At 61.7% G+C, this 22,606-nt stretch carries 21 protein-coding genes; 9 read left to right on the top strand and 12 right to left on the bottom strand.

What is annotated here, in order from left to right; all coding sequences use genetic code 11:
* Positions 1-5 precede the first annotated feature (5 nt).
* From J1N02_RS10945 to gbcA, 11 genes are all read right to left on the bottom strand, one after another.
* Positions 6-563, bottom strand: coding sequence for a hypothetical protein (locus J1N02_RS10945; protein ID WP_166655291.1), 558 nt, complete (start codon positions 561-563; stop codon positions 6-8).
* Positions 560-1,285 carry a hypothetical protein gene (locus tag J1N02_RS10940; RefSeq protein ID WP_421147351.1) on the bottom strand — a complete coding sequence of 242 codons (726 nt, stop codon included), beginning with the start codon at positions 1,283-1,285 and terminating at the stop codon, positions 560-562. Before J1N02_RS10940 ends, J1N02_RS10945 begins: the two co-directional genes overlap by 4 nt.
* Positions 1,266-2,903, bottom strand: coding sequence for a GspE/PulE family protein (locus J1N02_RS10935; protein WP_414887622.1), 1,638 nt, complete (start codon positions 2,901-2,903; stop codon positions 1,266-1,268). Before J1N02_RS10935 ends, J1N02_RS10940 begins: the two co-directional genes overlap by 20 nt.
* A gap of 4 nt (positions 2,904-2,907) precedes the next feature.
* Positions 2,908-4,092: a type II secretion system F family protein gene (locus J1N02_RS10930; RefSeq protein WP_098480806.1), complete on the bottom strand. Its 1,185-nt coding sequence runs from the start codon at positions 4,090-4,092 to the stop codon at positions 2,908-2,910.
* Positions 4,089-4,553: a transglycosylase SLT domain-containing protein gene (locus tag J1N02_RS10925; RefSeq protein WP_414887621.1), complete on the bottom strand. Its 465-nt coding sequence runs from the start codon at positions 4,551-4,553 to the stop codon at positions 4,089-4,091. Before J1N02_RS10925 ends, J1N02_RS10930 begins: the two co-directional genes overlap by 4 nt.
* A 1-nt stretch (position 4,554) precedes the next feature.
* Positions 4,555-4,986 carry a type II secretion system major pseudopilin GspG gene (gspG, locus tag J1N02_RS10920; protein WP_253492384.1) on the bottom strand — a complete coding sequence of 144 codons (432 nt, stop codon included), beginning with the start codon at positions 4,984-4,986 and terminating at the stop codon, positions 4,555-4,557.
* 212 nt (positions 4,987-5,198) lie between these two features.
* Positions 5,199-6,698, bottom strand: coding sequence for a lytic polysaccharide monooxygenase (locus J1N02_RS10915; RefSeq protein WP_414887620.1), 1,500 nt, complete (start codon positions 6,696-6,698; stop codon positions 5,199-5,201).
* A 72-nt stretch (positions 6,699-6,770) separates the two neighbouring features.
* Positions 6,771-7,277, bottom strand: a complete 507-nt coding sequence (locus J1N02_RS10910) for a hypothetical protein (protein ID WP_027605987.1) — start codon at positions 7,275-7,277, stop codon at positions 6,771-6,773.
* A complete protein-coding gene (locus tag J1N02_RS10905) occupies positions 7,264-7,644 on the bottom strand; it encodes a type II secretion system protein (RefSeq protein WP_027605986.1) in 381 nt (126 codons plus the stop codon). The genes J1N02_RS10910 and J1N02_RS10905 overlap by 14 nt, the downstream gene beginning before the upstream one ends.
* Positions 7,619-8,113, bottom strand: a complete 495-nt coding sequence (locus J1N02_RS10900; RefSeq protein WP_027605985.1) for a prepilin-type N-terminal cleavage/methylation domain-containing protein — start codon at positions 8,111-8,113, stop codon at positions 7,619-7,621. The genes J1N02_RS10905 and J1N02_RS10900 overlap by 26 nt, the downstream gene beginning before the upstream one ends.
* A 792-nt stretch (positions 8,114-8,905) precedes the next feature.
* The gene (gene gbcA / locus J1N02_RS10895) at positions 8,906-10,201 is read right to left on the bottom strand and encodes a glycine-betaine demethylase subunit GbcA (protein WP_027605984.1); all 1,296 of its coding nucleotides are present in this window, start codon (positions 10,199-10,201) and stop codon (positions 8,906-8,908) included.
* 281 nt (positions 10,202-10,482) lie between these two features.
* Between gbcA and gbcB the strand changes: the two genes are divergently transcribed.
* The gene (gbcB, locus tag J1N02_RS10890) at positions 10,483-11,583 is read left to right on the top strand and encodes a glycine-betaine demethylase subunit GbcB (RefSeq protein WP_027605983.1); all 1,101 of its coding nucleotides are present in this window, start codon (positions 10,483-10,485) and stop codon (positions 11,581-11,583) included.
* 86 nt (positions 11,584-11,669) lie between these two features.
* Here the strand turns inward: gbcB and J1N02_RS10885 are convergent, their stop codons facing one another.
* On the bottom strand, positions 11,670-12,710 hold the full coding sequence (locus J1N02_RS10885) for a threonine aldolase family protein (protein ID WP_027605982.1): 1,041 nt from the start codon (positions 12,708-12,710) through the stop codon (positions 11,670-11,672).
* 90 nt (positions 12,711-12,800) lie between these two features.
* Between J1N02_RS10885 and J1N02_RS10880 the strand changes: the two genes are divergently transcribed.
* The 8 genes from J1N02_RS10880 (at position 12,801) to fdhA (ending at position 22,523) form a co-directional block, all read left to right on the top strand.
* Entirely contained in the window at positions 12,801-13,529 is a 729-nt protein-coding gene (locus J1N02_RS10880; RefSeq protein WP_092355580.1) for a TraX family protein, read from the top strand.
* A 175-nt stretch (positions 13,530-13,704) separates the two neighbouring features.
* Positions 13,705-14,958 (top strand): serine hydroxymethyltransferase, encoded by a 1,254-nt coding sequence (gene glyA, locus J1N02_RS10875; RefSeq protein ID WP_027605980.1) that lies wholly within the window; start codon positions 13,705-13,707, stop codon positions 14,956-14,958.
* 22 nt (positions 14,959-14,980) lie between these two features.
* On the top strand, positions 14,981-16,231 hold the full coding sequence (locus J1N02_RS10870) for a sarcosine oxidase subunit beta (RefSeq protein ID WP_010207084.1): 1,251 nt from the start codon (positions 14,981-14,983) through the stop codon (positions 16,229-16,231).
* A gap of 15 nt (positions 16,232-16,246) precedes the next feature.
* Entirely contained in the window at positions 16,247-16,549 is a 303-nt protein-coding gene (locus J1N02_RS10865; protein WP_027605979.1) for a sarcosine oxidase subunit delta, read from the top strand.
* Positions 16,546-19,563 (top strand): sarcosine oxidase subunit alpha, encoded by a 3,018-nt coding sequence (locus tag J1N02_RS10860; protein ID WP_414887619.1) that lies wholly within the window; start codon positions 16,546-16,548, stop codon positions 19,561-19,563. Before J1N02_RS10865 ends, J1N02_RS10860 begins: the two co-directional genes overlap by 4 nt.
* A gap of 123 nt (positions 19,564-19,686) precedes the next feature.
* Positions 19,687-20,319, top strand: coding sequence for a sarcosine oxidase subunit gamma (locus J1N02_RS10855; RefSeq protein WP_027605977.1), 633 nt, complete (start codon positions 19,687-19,689; stop codon positions 20,317-20,319).
* A gap of 10 nt (positions 20,320-20,329) precedes the next feature.
* Positions 20,330-21,187, top strand: a complete 858-nt coding sequence (gene purU, locus J1N02_RS10850) for a formyltetrahydrofolate deformylase (protein ID WP_065925438.1) — start codon at positions 20,330-20,332, stop codon at positions 21,185-21,187.
* A 136-nt stretch (positions 21,188-21,323) separates the two neighbouring features.
* Positions 21,324-22,523: a formaldehyde dehydrogenase, glutathione-independent gene (gene fdhA, locus J1N02_RS10845; RefSeq protein WP_092355571.1), complete on the top strand. Its 1,200-nt coding sequence runs from the start codon at positions 21,324-21,326 to the stop codon at positions 22,521-22,523.
* The last annotated feature ends 83 nt before the right edge of the window (positions 22,524-22,606 follow it).

Genomic DNA, 22,606 nt, shown 5'->3' with positions numbered 1-22,606 from the left:
GGCGACTACCCTGCACCAACCGCAAGTTTGACCTGCACCGGGTGTTGCGGGTCATTGGCCTTGCGTGCGCTTTGTTGCAGGTTCACGTGCACCCCTGGCTGGGCCTTGAGCCGTTCGACAAAGCGAAAGGCATCGCCCAGCACCTTGGCTTCCAACTCCAAGTGAATCAGCCGGGCCTGGGTGTCGACCTCCACGCGCGTCAGCGCGACTTCCGCGGACCAGGCCCGGGCCACGGCGTCCATCAGCGCGAAGGGCGTGTCCTGCTGTCGGGAAAAGGCGGCCAGTTGTTGTTTCTGCTGGGGTGACAAGCGAATGGCGGCCTGGATCAATTGCTCCTGGCGACGTGTCAATTCGATAAAGCGCTGCTCCAGTGCGTCGGTCTGTTGTTGCTGATGCTCCATGCGCTGCCAGTGTTGCCAGGTGACGAAGACAAGCCCGGCGGCGACCAGCCACAACCCACTCACCAGCGGCCGATAGACGGCGTTAGGGTGCAGGAAGTCGACGCCCGGCGCCTGCCGCTGTCGCCAGGCACCGGCGAGTTGTGATTTCAGCTGAGCGATCATGCCAGCGGCTCCCCCAGCCAGGGATGCAGTGGCCCCAGCCAATGTTCAGTGGGGTGATTGGCGACGACCCATGTGGCCGCCGCGTGCCGTTGCGCCAGCAGGTCGGCGGTGAACAGGTTGTCGCTCAAGTGGCTGCCGGGTGGGGTTTGCAGCACGCAGACTTGTTGAGCCACACCCCGTTGCCGGTAAAGGCAACTGAGACCTCGCGCCTCAGGTACCGCCAGCACGCAATCGTCAGGCAATTGCTGCCAATACCGTTGGGCCACGGCCGTCAACAATGGCGTGCATGTCACCAGCGGCAGGTGCTGTTGCTTGAACAACTCCCGCAGGTCTTGCAGCAAATTCCGTGGCGTCGCGACCGCCAGGCGTTCATCTCCAAAGGTGCTGTTGGCGACTTGCACTTGCCACTGTCCGGGGTCGATGCCTGCCTGTTGGTTGAAGGTCACTTCGGCCAAGCCTTGCCAGTCGGCCTGGCTGTACAAACCGGTTTGCCACGCCAGCATCAGGTAGTGCACATGGGGGAAGCCCAGCAGCACCGTGGCCCGGTCCAGAAACCCGATGCGGCCGCGCGGCGCCTGTTCCAGCCGTTCGGCACAGGCGGCCAATGGTTCGCCAGCCTGTTGCGCACGCCATACTGCTGCACCGCGCCAGCGCGGCCGTGCAGCCCATTCGGCGCCGTCGCTGTGCAGCCACACCACATGCTCAATAAAGGGAAATGACACGGTGGATCTCCTTGAGCGTGGTGTCGCCGTGGGCGGCGTGGGCCAGGGCGATGTCGCGGATAAACACGTGGCCGGCTTCACGGGCCAGTTCGCGCAGGGTGGAGGCCGAACTGCGGTTGAGCAGGCCCTCCTTGATGCTGTCGGTCAGTGTCAGCACTTCGGCCAGGGCGAGTCGGCCGCGATAGCCGGTGTGACGGCAGGCCTCGCAGCCTTTGCCCACGCGGTAGTGACCCTGTTGGAGTTGAGCCTCGGCGAGTTGGGCGAGCTGGGTGATCTCGGGGTCGGGGGCGGCATCCGTGCCGCAGTCCGGGCAGATGCGCCGCACCAGGCGCTGGGCGACCACGCCGTTAAGGGCTTCGACAAAGCTGGCCGGGTCCACGTCCATGTAGGTGAAGCGCTCCAGCACACTGAACGCGCTGTTGGCGTGCACCGACGACAGCACCAGGTGCCCGGTCAACGCTGCCTGCACCGCAATGCCGGCCGTTTCACCGTCGCGTATTTCCCCCACCAGGATGGTGTCCGGGTCGTGGCGCAGGATCGAGCGCAGGCCACGGGCAAAGGTCAGGCCCTTCTTGTCGTTCACCGGGATTTGCAGGACCCCGGGCAGTTCGTATTCCACCGGGTCTTCGATGGTGATGATCTTTTTCTCGCCGGTATTGGTCTCCGACAGGGCGGCATACAGCGTGGTGGATTTGCCGCTGCCGGTGGGGCCGGTCACCAGCAACATGCCATAGGGTTCGCCGGCCAACACACGGATGCGCGCGATGGTCTCGGCGTTCAACCCCAGGGTTTCCAGGCTCAGGGACTCGCCGCGCTGGGACTTGTCGAGAATCCGCAGCACCGCATCCTCACCGTGGATGCTGGGCATGATCGACACGCGAAAGTCCACTTCGCGACCCTGGATTTTCATCTTGAAACGCCCGTCCTGGGGCACCCGCCGCTCGCCGATATCCAGCTCCGACAACACCTTGATCCGCGACAGTGCCTGCTCGGCCATGTCCATGCCGCTGGCCTGGCCCATCTGCTGCAACACGCCGTCGATGCGGTACTTGATCACCAAGCCCTGGGGCGTGGTTTCCACATGGACATCGCTGGCGCGGCTTTGCAGGGCATCGAACAGCATGGAGTTGACCAGGCGCACCACCGGGTTGTCGTCGCGGGCGATGCTGCTCAGGGAAATTTCCTGGGCGGCCTGGCCGACGCGGGCATGCTCGTCGTCCTCACCGAAAGGTTGCATCACCCGTTGGCTGGCTTCGGCCAGGCTCAACTGGGCCTTGACCGCGCCGGGCAGGCTCATGGCCAGGGGCAGTTGACGCAAGGTTTTCGAGGATTGCAGCCAGTGCCGGCTGGCCAGGGTGAAAGGGTCTCCCAGTACCAGGCACGGCTGGCCGTGGTTATCCACCGGCAGCACGTTATGGATCAGCGCCTGGGGCAGTGCCAGCAGGTCGAAGCGCCAGTGTTCACTGAGGTTTTCCGGGGGGATGGCAAGCAGGCCCAGGGGCTGGGCGATCGTGCTTAATTGGTCGGGCGCCTTCTCCAGCACCTCCAGCAGGTAATTGGACAAGCTCAGCCCGCGTTGCTCTGCAAGGGCCTGCCATTGCCGTGTCTGTTCGCTCATCGCACTACCCCTGGATGGAGCCCGCCAGTTCGAAAATCGGCATGTACAACATGAATACGATCAGGCCGATCAGCCCGCCCACCACCAGCATCAACAAGGGCTCGAAGACTTTGCTGAACAGCTCGATGGCACGCTCCAGCGCTTCATCGTGGAACTGCGCGATGCGCTCGCACATCGCCGCCAGCTCGCCGCTTTGTTCACCCACGCGTAGCAGGCGTTCGGCGACGGCGGTGGTCAATCGATGGCGGGCGAGGGCAGTGGACAGTGGCTGGCCGGCCTGGATGTCGGTCATGGCCTGGCGCAGGTCCGCCTGGTGTTCCACGGGCAGCAGCGCACCGGACAGCTCCACCGCAGTAACCACCGGCATGCCGCCCATCAGCAACATGCCGGCGGTGCGATAAAAGCGCGCGAGGATAAACAGCGTGCGCTGGGCGCCCAGGCTGGGGATCTTCCAGAACAGCTGGGCGATGCGGCGCTTGAAGCCGGCGCTGCGCAACAACAGCACCAGCGCGGCAATCGCCAGCACCAGGCCAAGCAACAACTCCATGCCGTGCGCGTCTACCAGTGCGCCCCACCACACCATAAAGCGTGCCGTGGCCGGCAGGTCGGCCACGGCGTCGAACACCGAGGCAAAGCGCGGGATCACGAAGAACAGCAGGAACAGCAGGATCAACGCGCCGACGCTGAGTACCACCAAGGGGTACATCAGGGCGCCGCTGACGCGCTTCTTCACGGTTGCCAGGTGGGCTTCAAAATGATGGTAACGGCGCAGGGCCACGGCCAATTGGCCGCTGTGTTCCGAGGACGCCACCGTGGCAATCAACAGCGGCGGGAAGGTCTGCGGCTTGAGCAGCATCGCCCTGGACAGCGAGTTGCCCTCATACATCGAGGCGAGCAGCTCGCTCATGACCTGCCGGTTGATGCCGGCGGGCGCCTTGTCGCGCAGGGTCTCCACGGCTTCCACCAGCACCAGGCCGGCATCGAGCAGGACTACCAGCTCCTGGATAAACAGGCCGAGGGCGAACGTACTGCGGCGGCTGGGGAGTTTGAGTGGGCGGCGGGCTTTCAGCGAGATGACCTGGGCGCCGTCGGCCTGCAGTTGCTGGCGCGCCTGGGCGACGTCAACGGCTTGCAGGCGCAGGGTCTGCACATGGCCGTCACGGATGATGCGCACGTCAAAGTCGGTCATGGCATTTGCCCCGCCCGTTGTTGGCGCTGTTGCAACAACACCGCGTAGTAACGCCACACCGCCAGGGCGTAGCGTGAGCGCCGTGCTTCCCGGTCCGGCTTGGCCCCGGCGTTATAGGCGCCCACGGCCTGCCAGCCATAACCCTGCTCGCGGATAAACCCGGCAAGAATCCACGCGCCCACCATGACGCTGGTGCAGGGCTGGGTGGTCAGGTGCTGCTCGGTGATACCGAACCGGGCCAGTGCGGGCAAGTGGCGGCTGTTGATTTGCATCAGGCCGATATCCTGGCTGCCATCGCTGTTGAGGTTGCGTGCGCTGGGGTTGAGGCCGGATTCGACCTTGGCGATGGCGTACAGCAACAGCGGGTCGACGTGGTAGCGGCTGGCTGCCAGTTGCCAGCAGTTGGCCTGTGCGGTACCCGTGAGGCACAGCAGTATCAGGACCCGCCGCAGCGTGTGCATGTCACAGGCCGTACACAATGTCGGCGTAGGTATTCACCCCGCCGGCCTTGCCGTCACGACCCAGGCAGATGATCTCCGCATCGTTGGGCGGTGTGCCGGGGTTCTTGTAGAGATACGGGTTGCCCCAAGGGTCTGGCGGCAGCGTCTTCACATAGGGGCCCTGCCAATGGCTGGCGGTGGCGGGCCGGGTGGTGAGGGCGTCGAGGCCGAGGGTTTCGTCGGGGTAGTTGCCGTTGTCCAGGCGGTACTGGTTCAAGGCATCGGCAAGGGCTTTCATCTGGCCCTGGGCGGTTTGTACCTTGGCCAGTTCCAGGCGGTCGAACATCTTCGGGCCGACGTAGCCGGCGAGCAGGGCGATGATCAGCAGGACGACCAGCAGTTCCAGCAAGGTGAAGGCACGCTGGGGGCTGTGGATAAATGAGTGAATACGCATGGAAATACCCTGTTGGGAGTGCCAAGGTACGGCGGTTGTGTATAACTCTCCCGGCCCGCTGTGAAGCGGGCACCGCCGGTAGGACTGCGTTAGAACCTTTTCAATTCAAGTACATCTTCAACTGTAGCGTTGCTCGATATAAGGCGCCGTGAGGCGCCCTATAACGTTTGGCTCTTATGTTTATCCAGTAACTGAATATGCGTTCGAGCGGGTCATCGAACTTCGTCCCAGGCCTGGTCCCACGCTGTGCCCGTGCCGGGGGCATACGCCCATGCGGCGCCTGCACACCATGGGGTGTAGGGGTGAGGTTTGCATTTATAGTTTTTGCCGTTATTGGTCACGATGTCGCCGGCGTTGTACGCAGTGCCTTCTTTGTAGGCCGGATAGTCCCCGCCGCCACTGGAAGGGGTCACGGTAAAGGTCTGCCGCGCCAGGCCGGTCTTGCCATTCTGCTCGTCCCGTACCAGCAATCGCACCTCGTGCTGCGTCGGCTGAGGAACGTTAACCGCCACACCGCTTACAGTCATCTGGTTGTAGGGCCGGTTCATTCCGATAACAGTCCAGCTGTAGAGCAATGGACCGTTGTGCCCCACGGACTGACTGGCGCTGAAGGTAAACGGCCGGCCGGATTGCATGGTGGTGGGCCCGGTTATTTTCGCGACAGGCGCCGTAGGGTTTGTCGGGGTTTCGCTGCCAGGGATGATCGCCATTGCACGGCTGTAACCCTTCGCCAATGTGTAAACCGAGTTGGCGCTGGCATCGCTGGTATTGAATACAATATTGCCGGTTTTTTTCTCTCCTACCTTGGCAATGCTTGGGTTGATCTGATTCGCCAATTGCTGGCCCCATATGTTCGGGTCGAGGTTGCTCGCGGTAATGGGCAGGGTAATGTCCACCACTTCCCTGGCCGCCGGTGTGTTGTCGAGGATGCGGAAGTGGACTGAGTCACCCGGTTTGAGGGTCTCCATGACCTGATCGATGAATTGGCCGATATCGACCCACTGCTCCGGGATTCCGGCACCGACGATGTTGATGTCACTGCAGTTATAGAACCCTTCACCCGCTGGATCGATACGCTGCCACTGCACGAACAGCGTGGCTTTGCCCGTTTGCCCCGATGGGATAGGTACAGCGAACTTGAAGTACCCCGTGGCCCCCGCAATGATGGGTGGATCATTGCCCCAGTCGGTTTGCGCGATCTGGAACGGCTGAGTGTGGATGAGTGTCAGGTCATTCCAGGTCAGCGGCGACCTGGTCGGGTCAAAGCCCGGGTTTGTGAGAAAGACCTTTGCGAAACTGGGCACGTGTGGCGCAGTGCCGATGATGCGCACATCCATCATGCCATTGGTGGGCGTAACGTCGGTGCGATGCCACTGGTCCGACACAATGTTCAGGCCATCTTTCTTGCTGTCAGCCGCCGAACAAAGTTTGCCATCGGGCACTTCTCGTTTGACGATTTCAGGGTCGTTGTAACCCGGTTGCCTGATCAAATGGGCCACTTCATTCCATTGCTGGCCTGGATACTGCTTACTCACTTTAGACAGGGCCGCGCACCCTGCATCACTGGGGCTGCCTGACCAGAAATCCGGGAGTGCCCTGCAATAGACCTGTCGTGCGACGGGCGTGTCCACCGCACCGTGGGCCATGACCAGCGTCGGTGCCAACAAGACCGCCGCCAACAACCATTTCATTAAGCGCTGTAAGTTACTCATGCTTGATCCACCTCAATTCAGATAAACAAGTTCCGAACGGCTGGAACGATCAATGTGCTTATTCAATCGGCATCATTTGCTCAGTTGATCTCCCTTGGGAGCGATGCGGGTTGCAGGGTTGTTCTGCCCAGGGCCAAACAGAAACACCCACCCTTGATAACTGCCTTGTCCTGTAAAACTCTGGTTGATGACTGAAAAGTTGCCTTGTTTGAACGGTGTGCCCTTTGCCGTGCTGAACACACCCATGATGCTTTCGCCGGGCCCGGCCACCACGCCCCACTCGGCGTCGCCGGTCAGCGGGTCGGTATAGGCGCGGCGCAGATAGCGCTGGGGGGTGGGCTGGCGACGGTCGAGCAGCAGGTCTTCGAGGGACCTGGGGTAGGTATTGCCGGCGGCGTAGTACAGGCCGATCGCCCGGCGGATTTCATTGCCCCGCGCCAGCAGTTCCAGCTCGCGTTCGCGCTGCAGCACGCTGGACCACAGGGTGCCGACTTCCATCAGCATCACGGCCACCACCGCCACTGTCACCAACATGCCCATGAACACCGAGCCCTGCTGGCTGTGCTTACCAGTCGGCATAAGCGTTCCCGTTCGTGTCGGTCCCCGTGGCACCGCTGCGTACATCGCCCAGGCCTTGTTCGTCCGAAGGTTGCAGTTGCCAGGTATCACGCCTGCCGGTCAGCGGGTCCATGGGGATCTCGCGCAGGTAGCGGCGGTCGACCAGGGCTTGCAGGGACTCGGGGTTGGCGCCGTGGTCCTCGCGGTATTGGTCCAGGGCCTGGCGAATGGAAGACAGGTTGTGGCGCAGCACGGTTTCCTGGGCCTTGGTGTGCTGGCGGAAGTACTGCGGGGTGACCAGGGTCATGAGGGTGGCGATGATCGCCATGACCACCAGCAACTCAATCAGGGTAAAGCCCCGATCACCATTGGCTGTATGACGTTCCATTCAAGCTCTCCCGGGTGCTTCGGGATGAAACGTCGAATACATCTTCTCCCTCTTGTGGGTTATCCGCAGTGCTCTTGTAGCTGCGCAGTTGCCAGGTTTCTGCGGGCGCACGTTCAGGGCACTCGCACACGGGATCGCGGGGAATGCGTCGCAGGAAATAGAGTTTGTTGCCCTGAAGGTTGGTCTTGTCCGTCACCCCCTCGACCAATACGTGCAGGGAGGGTGGATAACCGCTGTCAGTGATGCTCTTTTCAATGCGGCCATCGTCACTGGCGTCTTTGTAGGCATCGATCGCACGCCGGATTTCCCGCAGCGAGCGTTGCAGGTCCAGTTCTCGATCACGTTTACCCATCAATGCTGTCAGCGGATAAGCCACTGTCGCAAGCGTGGCCAGCAGGGCCAGCGTCAGTAGTAATTCAATCAGCGTAAAACCTTTGGCGCAGTGATGGCTGGGTTTGCCCTGCCACATCACCGTTCTTCCTCCCGATCAGGCTGCCAAGGACTTCCGCGTTAACCCAGGCCATGGAATTGACTGCAAGGATGAGTGTAGATGCTGGGTGTTTTTTGTACAGGTTGTGGGTTTACCCACAAACGCTGTGAGCGTAGCTGTGGATAAGATGTTCGTGAGTCTCCACAACCCCCGTAAATCAACGTCTGTAAGCCGTTGTACGAAAAATAACCAAGCTAAGTCACGGTTTTTAGGTGCTTTTTCGTGTGGATAAGGTTGAAGGGGTGTTCGGACTTGCCCCCAAAGTCTGTTGGCGCTTCTGTGGATAAGATGTTTGCTATCCGCTACAGGCCTTATGAATAGAGGCTTTCCGTCGTCTGGTTGTTTATTGATCAAATTGCCGTTAAACCCCAGGAATATAGCTGAAACCCTTGGTATATGAAGGTTTGACGCGGTTTTCCACAGCGCTGCCGAAGTTGCCCCCAAAGTCTGTTGGCGGTTCTGTGGGTAAGGTGTTTGCGTACCGCTACAGGTCACGTTCTACGTGGCTTTTAGGGTTTTGATCAATAAATGATCAATATGCCGCTGGAACCGTCAACTTGAATAAGTCACGGATTTTCTTCAATTAATTTTGATGGGATAGCGCAGTTGCCCACAATTGCTGTGGGTGGCTTTGTGGATAAGTTGTTGGGTAAAGGCTGGAGGGCAGGCTGGCAGTGGTCTGCGAGACAGTCGATCAAATATTAAGCAGTGTGAGGTTCAAGTGTGGGAGGGGGCAAGCCCCCTCCCACAGTTTTGAGCTGTGGGTATCGGTTACTCGTGCGCAGCCACGCCTTTCAGGTAAGGCGCCGGCGCTGCGCCGAGGTTGTTCAACATGCGCTCGCTGTACCAGTCCACGAAGTTCACCACGCCGAACTCATAGGTCTTGGAGTACGGGCCAGGCTGGTAGGCGGTGGAGTTGATCCCGCGCTGGTTCTCTTCGGCCAGGCGACGGTCCTGGTCGTTGGTGGCGTCCCATACCTGGCGCATGCGCTCCACGTCGTAGTCCACGCCTTCCACGGCGTCCTTGTGCACCAGCCACTTGGTGGTCACCATGGTTTCCTGGGCGCTGATCGGCCACACCGTGAACACGATGATGTGATCGCCCATGCAGTGGTTCCAGGAATGCGGCAGGTGCAGGATGCGCATCGAGCCGAGGTCGGGGTTCTTGATGCGGCCCATCAGCTTGGCGCAGCCCTGCTTGCCGTCCAGGGTCATCGACACGGTGCCCTTGAGCAGCGGCATGCGCACGATACGGTTACGCAGGCCGAAGCTGGCGTGGGCGTAAGGGATCTTCTCGGCATCCCAGGCAGCGGCCGAAGCGGCGACATGGTCCTTGAAGGCCTGGTCGGCGCGTGGGTCGGTGACGTCGTCCCATTCCAGCAGGGTTTTCAACAGCTCGGGGTGCGACGCATTGCAGTGGTAGCACTCGCGGTTGTTTTCCAGCACCAGCTTCCAGTTGGCCTTTTCCATCAAGGTGGTTTGCACCGCCACCTTGGTGTTCTCCATGTCGTAGGGTTCCATGTAGTGGTTCAGCGTCGACAGGAAATCATCGATGGCCGGCGGGTTCTCGGCCAGGCTGATGAAGATGTAGCCGCCGGCGGTCTTCACGTTCACCGGCTTGAGGCCGTATTGCTTCATGTCGAAATCGGCGCCCATCTCGGTGCCGGCGAACAGCAGGCGACCGTCCAGCTCGTAGGTCCACTGGTGGTAGTGGCACACCAGCTTGGCAACCTTGCCCTTGTCGCTGGTGCACAGGCGCGAGCCACGGTGGCGACACACGTTATGGAACGCATGCACCACGCCTTCGGCGCCACGGATCACGATGATCGGGTTCTTGCCCACTTGCAGGGTCAGGTAGTTGCCCTTGCTGGGGATCTCGCAGGTCATGCCGGCGATCAACCACTCTTTCTGGAAGATCTCCTGCATGTCGATATCAAACAGCCGCTCATCAGAGTAGAACGGCTGCGGCAGCGAAAACGTGCGCTCGCGCTCTTGCAGCATTTGCGCGGTGGCCTTGCGTGCGGGTTCCAGCGGATCGCCCAAGCTTAAGGTTGCGGTGACGTCCATCGTGTGTGTCCTCATGGCCATTCTGTGTGGCCGACGAATAGTGGCTGATCAGGTTTGCAGCAAGGCGTAAAGAAAACGTCGTTGTTGGGAGCGAGTGTGGGGCTGCTGATGCGCCGAACCTTATCCATGAGCGACATGGCCCACTCTGTTCCCGACGCGCAACCCCCGTGGCATGGGGGCTGGTCGCGATAAGTATGTGAATGTCGCAGATAGGTAAATGGGCGGTTCCCGCGTTACGCAGAATCGCCACCATAAGGCCGACGTCGGCGGTGGAGAACAACATGTCCAATAATTTCCTGAATCCGGTAACCACCCAGACCTGGGCCAATGGTCGGCACATCGTCCGTTGCGTCAAAGTCATCCAGGAAACCTGGGATGTGCGCACCTTCTGCTTTATGGCCGACCAGCCGATCCTGTTCTTTTTCAAGCCGGGGCAGTTCGTCACCCTGGAGCTGGAAATCGACGGCCAGCCGATCATGCGCTCGTACACCATTTCCAGTTCGCCGTCGGTGCCCTACAGCTTCTCGGTGACCATCAAGCGTGTGCCGGGCGGCAAGGTGTCCAACTGGCTGCACGACACCCTGCATGAAGGCCAGGAATTGGCGGTGCACGGGCCGGTCGGGCTGTTCAATGCCATCGACTTCCCCAGCCCGAAAGTGCTGTACCTCAGTGGCGGCGTGGGGATCACGCCGGTGATGTCCATGGCCCGCTGGTTCTACGACACCAACGCCAACGTCGACATGACGTTTATCCACAGTGCCCGCTCGCCCAAGGACATCATCTACCACCGCGAGCTGGAGCATATGGCGTCGCGGATCGACAACTTCAGCCTGCACCTGATCTGTGAGAAGCACGGCCTGGGTGAGCCCTGGGCGGGTTATCGCGGTTACCTGAACCACAAGATGCTCGAACTGATGGTGCCCGACTTCCTTGAGCGCGAAGTGTTCTGCTGCGGCCCGACGCCCTACATGAATGCGGTGAAACGCCTGTTGGAAGTCGCCGGTTTCGACATGGCGCGCTACCACGAGGAATCCTTCGGCGCCACGCCGCCGGAAGCCCGCGCCGACGCGGTGGAGCAGGCCGAGCAAGCGGCGGATGCGCCGGAAATCGATCTGGCGGATCTGCACCAGGTGGAGTTCATCGCCTCAGGCAAGAGCATTCGCGTCGCACCTGGCGAGACCGTCCACGCAGCGGCGGCCAAGCTTGGGCTGTTGATTCCGAAAGCCTGCGGCATGGGGATTTGCGGAACGTGCAAGGTGATGAAGCTGGGCGGTGAGGTCGAGATGGACCACAACGGCGGGATTACCGAGGAAGACGAAGCCGAAGGCTACATCCTGTCGTGCTGCAGCGTACCGAAGGGCGATGTGCGCATCGAGTTCTGATTGCTCGAGCAGGCACAACACAATCCAAATGTGGGAGGGGGCTTGCTCCCTCCCACATTTGTTTTATGTACATCAGTGAGTCATTGTCAGGCGCCCATGACTTCGCGGATGTCTGCGGCCAATTCCCGTACTCGCTCTTCGTCGGTATCCCACGCGCACATGAACCGCGCCCCGCCTTTGCCGATGAAGGTATAGAAGCGCCAGCCCTTGGCCGTCAGCGCGGCAATCGCCGGTTCCGACAGTTGCAGGAACACGCCGTTGGCCTGCACCGGGAACATCAACTCCACACCGGGAATATCCGCCACCAGGCTGCTGAGCAATTGTGCGCAGTGGTTGGCGTGGCGCGCATGTTTGAGCCAGGCGTCGTTTTCCAGCAAGCCCACCCAGGGGGCGGAGAGGAAACGCATTTTCGAGGCCAGTTGGCCGGCCTGTTTGCAGCGGTAGTCGAAATCTTCGGCCAGCTTGTGGTTGAAGAACAGGATGGCCTCACCCACGGCCATGCCGTTCTTGGTGCCGCCAAAGCACAATACGTCCACTCCGGCTTTCCAGGTCAGGTCGGCGGGTGAGCAGCCGAGGAACGCACAGGCGTTGGAAAAACGTGCGCCGTCCATGTGCAGGTTCAGCCCCAGTTCCTTGCAGGTCGCACTGATGGCGCGGATTTCTTCCGGGGTGTAGACGCTGCCGACTTCGGTGGCTTGGGTCAGGGTCACTACGCGGGGTTTGGGGTAGTGGATGTCCTGGCGCTTGAGGGCGATCTCGCGGATCGATTCCGGGGTCAGCTTGCCGTTTTCGGTGCGGGCGGTGAGCAGCTTGGAGCCGTTGGAGAAAAACTCCGGCGCGCCGCATTCGTCGGTTTCGACGTGGGCGGTTTCCGAGCAAATCACGCTATGGTAGCTCTGGCACAAGGAGGACAGCGCCAGGGAGTTAGCGGCCGTTCCGTTGAAGGCGAAGAACACTTCGCAGTCGGTTTCGAACAGGTTGCGGAAACCGTCGGCGGCGCGGTGGGTCCATTCATCATCACCGTAGGCACGTTGATGACCCTGGTTGGCTTGTTCCATGGCGGCCCAGGCTTCGGGGCAAATGCCCGAATAGTTGTCACTGGCGAATTGTTGGCTCTTGTCGGTCATGGCCCATTCCTGTGGTCGATGTTGGTGCGCACTGTAACCAAGAAGGTTGGCGCTGCGCACGCACTGTAAATGCAAAGTCACTGGGGAATTATGCACGGTTCTGAAACGATGCCTGTCGGACGCGTCCGTGATGGCGCTTTGGATTTGCTCAAGTGGCTGGCGCTGCTGAGCATGGTGCTCGACCACCTGCGTTATGTCGGTTTGAGCCTCGATGGCCTGTATGTGCCGGGGCGCCTGGCGTTCCCGTGGTTTTGCCTGGCGATTGCGGCGAACCTGCACCGGGCCCGAAATGCGCCGGTGACCGGGCAATGGCGCTACCTGGGCTGGCTGTTGCTGTTCAGCGTGATCAGCGAAGTGCCGTATCGGCTGTTTATCGAGGATGCCGATACGTTGAACGTGCTGCCCACCTTGGCGTTGGGGCTGCTGGTTGCCCGAGGATGGCAGCAGAAGGCGTTTGTTGATCGAGGATTGGCGTTGATCGCCGTCACGATAGCGGCGGTATTTTCGTCGCACTTAATGTTCGGTTTCTTTGGTGTGTTGCTGCCAGTGGCGATGTTGCTGGTGTTTCGCCGGCCTTGGTACTTCAGTGTGTTGCCAGGATCGGTCTGCGTGGCCGCCAACCAATGGCAGATCCTGCTCAATAGCGCCACGCCGGTGGCGCACCTGGGATTGGTCGCGTGTCTGATCGCGCCATTGGCGGGCCTGGTCTTATTGCGACATGCCCATAGCACCTCGCCGCCAGCAATGCGCCGCTGGGCCTACGCCCTTTATCCGCTGCACTTCCTCCTGCTGCTGCTCCTGCGCCACATCATCGCCTGACACACCGCTGTCGGGAGCAAGCCCCCTCCCACATTTGTTTCGTGTTGTTCCGGCAATGTCGTAAACGCACCTTTGCGTGGCGTGCGCAGGCATTTGACCTGTCTGCGCCAGCCCTACCATCGCATCAAAGGGCCCTGCACGGGCCTCAACAATACGAAAGGCTGGGAGAGACGCGATGTTCAGCAAACAAGACCAGATCCAGGGATATGACGACGCACTGCTGGCGGCCATGAACGCCGAGGAGCAGCGTCAGGAAGATCATATCGAGCTGATCGCGTCGGAGAACTACACCAGCAAGCGTGTGATGGAAGCCCAGGGCAGCGGCCTCACCAACAAATACGCCGAAGGCTACCCGGGCAAGCGCTACTACGGTGGCTGCGAGCACGTGGACAAGGTCGAAGCCCTGGCCATCGAACGCGCCAAGCAGCTGTTCGGCGCCGATTACGCCAACGTACAGCCACACTCCGGTTCGTCCGCCAACAGCGCCGTGTACCTGGCGCTGATCAATGCGGGCGACACCATCCTGGGCATGAGCCTGGCCCACGGCGGTCACTTGACCCACGGCGCCAAGGTGTCGTCCTCGGGCAAGCTGTACAACGCGGTGCAGTACGGCATCAACACCGATACCGGCCTGATCGACTACGACGAAGTCGAGCGCCTGGCGGTGGAGCACAAGCCGAAAATGGTCGTGGCCGGTTTCTCCGCCTACTCCAAGACCCTGGATTTCCCACGCTTTCGCGCTATCGCTGACAAAGTAGGCGCGCTGCTGTTCGTCGACATGGCCCACGTCGCCGGCCTGGTCGCTGCCGGCCTGTACCCGAACCCGCTGCCGTACGCCGATGTGGTCACCACCACCACCCACAAGACCCTGCGCGGTCCCCGTGGCGGTCTGATCCTGGCCAAGGCCAACGAAGAAATTGAAAAGAAACTCAACGCCGCCGTCTTCCCCGGCGCCCAGGGCGGTCCGCTGATGCATGTGATCGCCGGCAAGGCGGTGTGCTTCAAGGAAGCGCTGGAGCCTGGCTTCAAGGCGTACCAGCAGCAAGTGATCGACAACGCCCAGGCCATGGCCAGCGTGTTTATCAAACGCGGCTACGATGTAGTGTCCGGCGGCACCGATAACCACCTGTTCCTGGTCAGCCTGATCCGTCAGGGCCTCACCGGCAAAGAGGCGGATGCCGCCCTCGGTCGCGCCCACATCACCGTCAACAAGAACGCCGTGCCGAATGACCCGCAGTCGCCATTCGTGACCTCGGGCCTGCGCATCGGCACCCCGGCGGTGACCACGCGCGGTTTCAAGGTGCCGCAGTGCATCGAGCTGGCCGGTTGGATCTGCGACATCCTCGACAACCTTGGCGATGCCGACGTCGAGGCCAACGTGGCCAAGCACGTGTCTGCCCTGTGCGCTGATTTCCCGGTTTATCGCTGAGCGCGGTTTTGGAGTAATGACTATGCAACGCTACTCGGGCTTCGGCCTCTTCAAGCACTCCCTCAGCCACCACGAAAACTGGCAGAAGATGTGGCGCACGCCGACCCCCAAGAAGGTCTACGACGTGGTTATCGTCGGCGGCGGCGGGCATGGTCTGGCGACCGCCTACTACCTGGCGAAAGAGCACGGCATCACCAACGTGGCCGTGGTCGAGAAAGGCTGGCTGGGCGGCGGTAACACCGCGCGCAACACCACCATCGTGCGTTCCAACTACCTGTGGGACGAGTCGGCGCACCTGTACGAACACGCGATGAAACTGTGGGAAGGCCTGTCCCAGGACCTGAACTACAACGTGATGTTCTCCCAGCGTGGCGTCTACAACCTGTGCCACACCCTGCAGGACATCCGTGATTCCGAGCGTCGTGTCAGCGCCAACCGCCTTAACGGCGTGGATGGCGAGCTGCTGAATGCCAAGCAAGTAGCCGACGAGATTCCGTACCTGGATTGCTCGAAAAACACCCGCTACCCGGTGCTCGGCGCCACCGTGCAACGTCGCGGCGGCGTAGCCCGTCACGATGCCGTGGCCTGGGGCTTTGCCCGCGCCGCCGACGCACTCGGCGTGGACCTGATCCAGCAGACCGAAGTGATCGGCTTCCGCAAGGAAAACGGCGTGTGCATCGGTGTGGAAACCAACAAGGGTTTTATCGGCGCCAAGCGCGTCGGTGTGGTGACCGCCGGTAACTCCGGGCACATGGCATCCCTGGCGGGCTTCCGCCTGCCGATCGAATCCCACCCGCTGCAAGCACTGGTGTCGGAGCCGATCAAGCCGATTATCGACAGCGTGATCATGTCCAACGCCGTGCACGGTTACATCAGCCAGTCCGACAAGGGCGACCTGGTGATCGGCGCCGGTATCGACGGCTACAACGGCTACGGCCAGCGCGGCTCGTACCCGGTGATCGAACACACCATCCAGGCCATCGTCGAGATGTTCCCGGTGCTGTCGCGGGTGCGCATGAACCGTCAGTGGGGCGGCATCGTCGACACCACGCCGGATGCGTGCCCGATCATCTCCAAGACCCCGGTACCGAACATGTTCTTCAACTGCGGCTGGGGCACCGGTGGCTTCAAGGCCACGCCGGGCTCAGGCAACGTATTTGCCGCCAGCCTCGCCAAGGGTGAAATGCACCCATTGGCGGCGCCTTTCTCCATCGACCGTTTCCACAACGGTGCGTTGATCGATGAACACGGCGCTGCGGCCGTCGCCCACTAACAGGAGAAATTCCCTATGTTGCATATCTTCTGTCCTCACTGTGGCGAACTGCGCTCCGAAGAGGAATTCCACGCGTCCGGCCAAGCGCACATCCCGCGCCCGCTGGACCCGAATGCCTGCACCGATGAAGAGTGGGGCGACTACATGTTCTTCCGCGACAACCCCCGTGGCCTGCACCACGAACTGTGGATTCACGCTGCCGGTTGCCGCCAGTACTTCAACGCGACCCGCGACACCGTGACCTACGAAATTCTTGAAACCTACAAGATCGGTGAGAAGCCTCAGTTCACCGCCAAGGCCTCTGGAGAGAAGGTATGAGCCAGATCAATCGCCTGTCCAACGGTGGCCGGATCGACCGTAACAAAGTCCTGACCTTCAGCTTCAACGGCCAGAGCTACAAAGGCTTCGAGGGCGACACCCTGGCCGCCGCTTTGCTGGCCAACGGCGTCGACATTATCGGCCGCAGCTTCAAGTACTCGCGCCCACGGGGCATCTTCGCCGCCGGTGCCGAAGAGCCGAACGCCGTGCTGCAGATCGGCGCTACCGAAGCCACGCAAATCCCTAACGTACGCGCCACGCAACAGGCGCTGTACCAGGGCCTGGTCGCCACCAGCACCAACGGCTGGCCGAGCGTCAACAACGACATGATGGGCATCCTCGGCAAGGTCGGCGGCAAGCTGATGCCACCGGGCTTCTACTACAAAACCTTCATGTACCCGCAATCGTTCTGGATGACCTACGAGAAGTACATCCGCAAGGCCGCCGGCCTGGGTCGCTCGCCGACCGAGAACGATCCGGACACCTACGACAACTTCAACCGTCACTGCGACGTGCTGGTGGTCGGCGCCGGCCCCGCCGGCCTGGCTGCCGCATTGGCCGCCGCCCGCAGCGGCGCGCGCGTGATCATCGCCGATGAGCAGGAGGAGTTCGGTGGTTCGCTGCTCGACTCCCGCGAAAGCCTCGACGGCAAGCCGGCCACCGAATGGGTTGCCAGCGTTATCGCCGAATTGAAAGCCCTGCCGGACGTGGTGCTGCTGCCCCGCGCCACGGTCAACGGCTACCACGACCATAACTTCCTGACCATCCACGAGCGCCTTACCGACCACCTCGGTGACCGTGCGCCGATTGGCGTGGTGCGCCAGCGTATCCACCGTGTACGTGCCAAGCGCGTGGTCCTGGCCACCGGTGCGTGCGAGCGTCCGCTGGTGTACGGCAACAACGACGTGCCGGGCAATATGCTGGCCGGTGCGGTCTCCACTTACGTGCGCCGCTACGGCGTGGCACCGGGCAAGAAACTGGTGCTGTCGACCAACAACGACCACGCCTACCGCGTGGCATTGGACTGGCTGGATGCGGGCCTGCAAGTGGTGGCAGTGGCCGATGTGCGCCACAACCCACGCGGTGCACTGGTTGAAGAAGCCCGCGCCAAAGGTATTCGGATCCTCACCGGCAGCGCCGTGATCGAGGCCCGTGGCACCAAGCGCGTGACCGCTGCGCGTATCGCCGCGATCGACGTCAAGGCGCATAAAGTCACCAGCCCCGGCGAATGGCTGGACTGCGACCTGGTGGCCAGCTCCGGCGGCTACAGCCCGGTGGTTCACCTGGCCTCGCACCTGGGCGGCAAGCCGACCTGGCGCGAAGACATCCTCGGCTTTGTACCGGGTGAAGCCCCGCAGAAACGCGTGTGCGTCGGTGGTATCAACGGCGTCTACGGCCTTGGCGACTCCCTGGCCGATGGTTTTGAAGGCGGCGTGCGCGCCGCCAGCGACGCCGGTTTTGCCCCGGTGGAAGGTACGCTGCCAAAAGCCTTGAGCCGTCTGGAAGAGCCGACCCTGGCGCTGTTCCAGGTGCCTCACGAGAAAGTGACCGCACGGGCGCCGAAGCAATTTGTCGACCTGCAAAACGACGTTACCGCCGCCGCCATCGAACTGGCCACCCGCGAAGGTTTCGAGTCGGTGGAACACGTCAAGCGCTACACCGCGCTGGGCTTCGGCACCGACCAGGGCAAGCTCGGTAACGTCAACGGCCTGGCGATTGCCGCGCGCTCGCTGAACGTGACCATTCCGCAGATGGGCACCACCATGTTCCGCCCCAACTACACGCCGGTGACCTTCGGCGCGGTGGCGGGCCGGCACTGTGGGCACATCTTCGAGCCGGTGCGCTACACCGCCCTGCAAGCCTGGCACGTGAAAAACGGCGCCGAGTTCGAAGACGTCGGCCAATGGAAACGTCCATGGTACTTCCCGCGCAACGGTGAAGACCTGCACGCCGCGGTGAAACGCGAATGCCTGGCCGTGCGCGACAGCGTCGGCCTGCTGGATGCGTCCACCCTCGGCAAGATCGATATCCAGGGCCCGGATGCCCGTGAGTTCCTCAACCGCATCTACACCAACGCCTGGACCAAGCTCGACGTGGGCAAGGCGCGCTACGGCCTGATGTGCAAGGAAGACGGCATGGTCTTCGACGACGGCGTTACCGCCTGTCTCGCCGACAACCACTTCCTGATGACCACCACCACCGGCGGCGCCGCCCGTGTGCTGCAGTGGCTGGAAATCTACCAACAGACCGAATGGCCGGACCTCAAGGTGTACTTCACCTCGGTCACCGACCATTGGGCGACCATGACCCTGTCCGGCCCCAACAGCCGCAAGCTGCTGGCGGAAGTCACCGACATCGACCTGGACAAGGACGGCTTCCCGTTCATGACCTGGAAAGAAGGTTTGGTGGGTGGCGTACCGGCGCGGGTGTTCCGTATCTCGTTTACCGGTGAGCTGTCGTACGAAGTCAACGTGCAGGCCGACTACGCCATGGGCGTGCTGGAGCAGATCGTCGCGGCCGGCAAGAAGTACAACCTGACCCCGTACGGCACCGAAACCATGCACGTACTGCGGGCCGAGAAGGGCTTCATCATCGTCGGCCAGGACACTGACGGCTCGATGACCCCGGACGACCTGAACATGGGCTGGTGCGTAGGCCGCACCAAACCATTCTCGTGGATCGGCTGGCGCGGCATGAACCGGGAAGACTGTGTGCGTGAAGAGCGCAAGCAACTGGTGGGCTTGAAGCCGATCGACCCGAACGTGTGGCTGCCGGAAGGCGCGCAACTGGTGTTCGATCCGAAGCAGACCATTCCGATGAAGATGGTGGGGCATGTCACCTCCAGCTACGCGCACAACTCCCTGGGTTATTCGTTTGCCATGGGCGTGGTCAAGGGCGGCTTGAAACGCATCGGTGAGCGGGTGTTCTCGCCCCAGGCGGATGGCAGCGTGATCGAGGCGGAGGTTGTGTCTTCGGTGTTCTTCGACCCTAAGGGTGATCGGCAGAACATCTGATAGACCCAGTCGCCTGCATCGGGGGCAAGCCCCCTCCCACAGGGGAATGCATTCCAAATGTGGGAGGGGGCTTGCCCCCGATGAGGCCAGAACAGTCACCCCAGAATTCAAGACAGGTGCTTTATGACAGCAGCCAATGTTTACCAACAACGCCCCACCTCCGGCGCCAAGGCCGAGTCGTCGCTGCACCATGCCGACCTCGCCAGCCTGGTCGGCAAGGGCCGCAAGAACGCCGGCGTGACCGTGCGCGAAAAGAAATTGCTTGGTCATCTCACGATCCGTGGCGACGGCCATGACGCGGCCTTCGCCGCCGGTGTGCACAAGGCCCTGGGCATCGAACTGCCCGGCGCCCTGCAGGTCATCGTCAAAGGCGAAACCAGCCTGCAATGGCTCGGCCCGGATGAGTGGTTGCTGATCGTGCCAGGCGGTGAGGAATTCGCCGCCGAACAAAACCTGCGCGCCGCCCTGGGTGACCTGCATATCCAGGTCGTCAACGTCAGCGGCGGCCAGCAGATCCTCGAACTCAGCGGCCCGAACGTGCGCGATGTGCTGATGAAGTCCACCAGCTACGACGTGCACCCCAACAACTTCCCGGTGGGCAAGGCGGTGGGCACGGTGTTCGCCAAGTCGCAACTGGTGATCCGCCATACCGCCGAAGACACCTGGGAACTGGTGATTCGTCGCAGCTTCTCGGATTACTGGTGGTTGTGGTTGCAGGATGCCTCGGCCGAATTTGGCCTGAGCGTTCAAGCCTGAGGAATGACCCATGAGCCGCGCACCCGATACATGGATTTTGACCGCCGACTGCCCCAGCGTGCTCGGCACGGTGGACGCGGTTACCCGCTATCTGTTCGAGCAGGGCTGCTACGTCACCGAGCACCATTCGTTCGATGACCGCCTCTCGGGCCGGTTTTTTATTCGCGTGGAATTCCGTCAGCCGGATGGCTTCGACGAGCAGGCGTTTCGCGATGGCCTGGCCTCGCGGGGTGAAGCCTTTGGCATGATCTTCGAGCTGACGGCGCCGAACTACCGGCCAAAAGTGGTGATCATGGTCTCCAAGGCCGATCACTGCCTCAACGACCTGCTGTACCGCCAGCGTATCGGGCAACTGTCGATGGACGTGGTCGCGGTGGTGTCCAACCATCCCGATCTCAAACCTTTGGCCGACTGGCATCAAATTCCCTACTACCATTTCCCCCTCGACCCTAACGACAAACCGTCCCAGGAGCGTCAGGTGTGGCAAGTGGTGGAAGAGACCGGCGCCGAACTGGTGATCCTTGCGCGCTACATGCAAGTGCTGTCGCCGGAGCTGTGCCGCAAGCTGGACGGCAAGGCCATCAATATCCACCACTCGTTGCTGCCGGGGTTCAAGGGCGCCAAGCCGTATCACCAGGCCTACAACAAGGGGGTGAAGCTGGTGGGGGCCACGGCGCATTACATCAACAACGACCTGGACGAGGGCCCGATCATCGCCCAGGGCGTGGAGGTGGTGGATCACAGTCACTATCCCGAGGATCTGATTGCCAAGGGACGGGACATCGAAGGGCTGACATTGGCCCGGGCGGTGGGGTATCACATTGAGCGGCGTGTGTTCTTGAATGCCAATAGGACTGTGGTGCTCTGACTGCCGCCATCGGGAGTAAGCCCCCGATGAGGCCCTGACAAACAACACAAGCAACAGCATCTGTACCCGAGCACTCAACGCGCTGCCCACCCAAAAGGGCAACGCAGTTCCATAAAAACAACAGCGAGGTGAAAGCATGTCTGGTAATCGTGGCGTCGTGTATCTCGGCAACGGCAAGGTCGAAGTACAGAAAATCGACTATCCCAAAATGCAGGACCCCCGTGGCAGGAAGATCGAGCACGGCGTCATCCTGCGCGTGGTCTCCACCAACATCTGCGGCTCCGACCAACACATGGTGCGCGGCCGCACCACCGCCCAGACCGGCCTGGTGCTCGGCCACGAGATCACCGGTGAAGTGATCGAGAAGGGCAGCGACGTCGAAAACCTGAAGATCGGCGACCTGGTTTCCGTGCCCTTCAACGTCGCCTGCGGCCGCTGCCGCTCGTGCAAGGAGCAACACACCGGCGTGTGCCTGACCGTCAACCCGGCCCGTGCCGGTGGCGCCTACGGCTATGTCGACATGGGCGACTGGACCGGCGGCCAGGCCGAGTACGTGCTGGTGCCGTACGCCGACTTCAACCTGCTGAAACTGCCGGACCGTGACAAGGCCATGGAGAAAATCCGTGACCTGACCTGCCTCTCCGACATTCTCCCCACCGGCTACCACGGCGCCGTCACTGCCGGCGTTGGCCCTGGCAGCACCGTGTACATCGCCGGTGCCGGCCCGGTCGGCCTGGCGGCTGCCGCGTCTGCACGCCTGCTGGGTGCCGCGGTGGTGATCATCGGCGACGTCAACTCCATCCGCCTAGCCCACGCCAAGGCCCAGGGTTTTGAAACCGTCGACCTGTCCACCGATACGCCGCTGCATGAACAGATCGCCGCGCTGCTCGGCGAGCCGGAAGTGGATTGCGCCGTCGACTGCGTGGGCTTTGAAGCACGCGGTCATGGCCACGACGGCGTCAAGGCCGAAGCCCCGGCCACAGTGCTCAACTCACTGATGGGCGTGGTGCGCGTGGCGGGCAAGATCGGTATCCCAGGCCTGTACGTCACCGAAGATCCGGGTGCCGTGGATGCCGCCGCAAAAATGGGCAGCCTGAGCATTCGCTTCGGCCTGGGCTGGGCCAAATCCCACAGCTTCCACACCGGCCAGACGCCGGTGATGAAGTACAACCGCCAACTGATGCAGGCGATCATGTGGGACCGCATCAACATTGCCGAGATCGTCGGTGTGCAGGTGATCAGCCTGGATGACGCGCCACGTGGGTATGGCGAGTTCGATGCGGGCGTGCCGAAGAAGTTTGTGATTGATCCGCATAAGTTGTTCAGCGCGGCATAAATCCCGGGCACAAGAAACCCAAATGTGGGAAGAGGCTTGCTCCCTCCCACATTTGGGTTTTCGTGTTTGGGATATCTACGGTT

The organism is Pseudomonas sp. NFX5 (genome assembly GCF_049132125.1).
Lineage (GTDB): Bacteria > Pseudomonadota > Gammaproteobacteria > Pseudomonadales > Pseudomonadaceae > Aquipseudomonas > Aquipseudomonas marginalis.
This window is presented reverse-complemented; position numbering and strand designations above follow the sequence as displayed.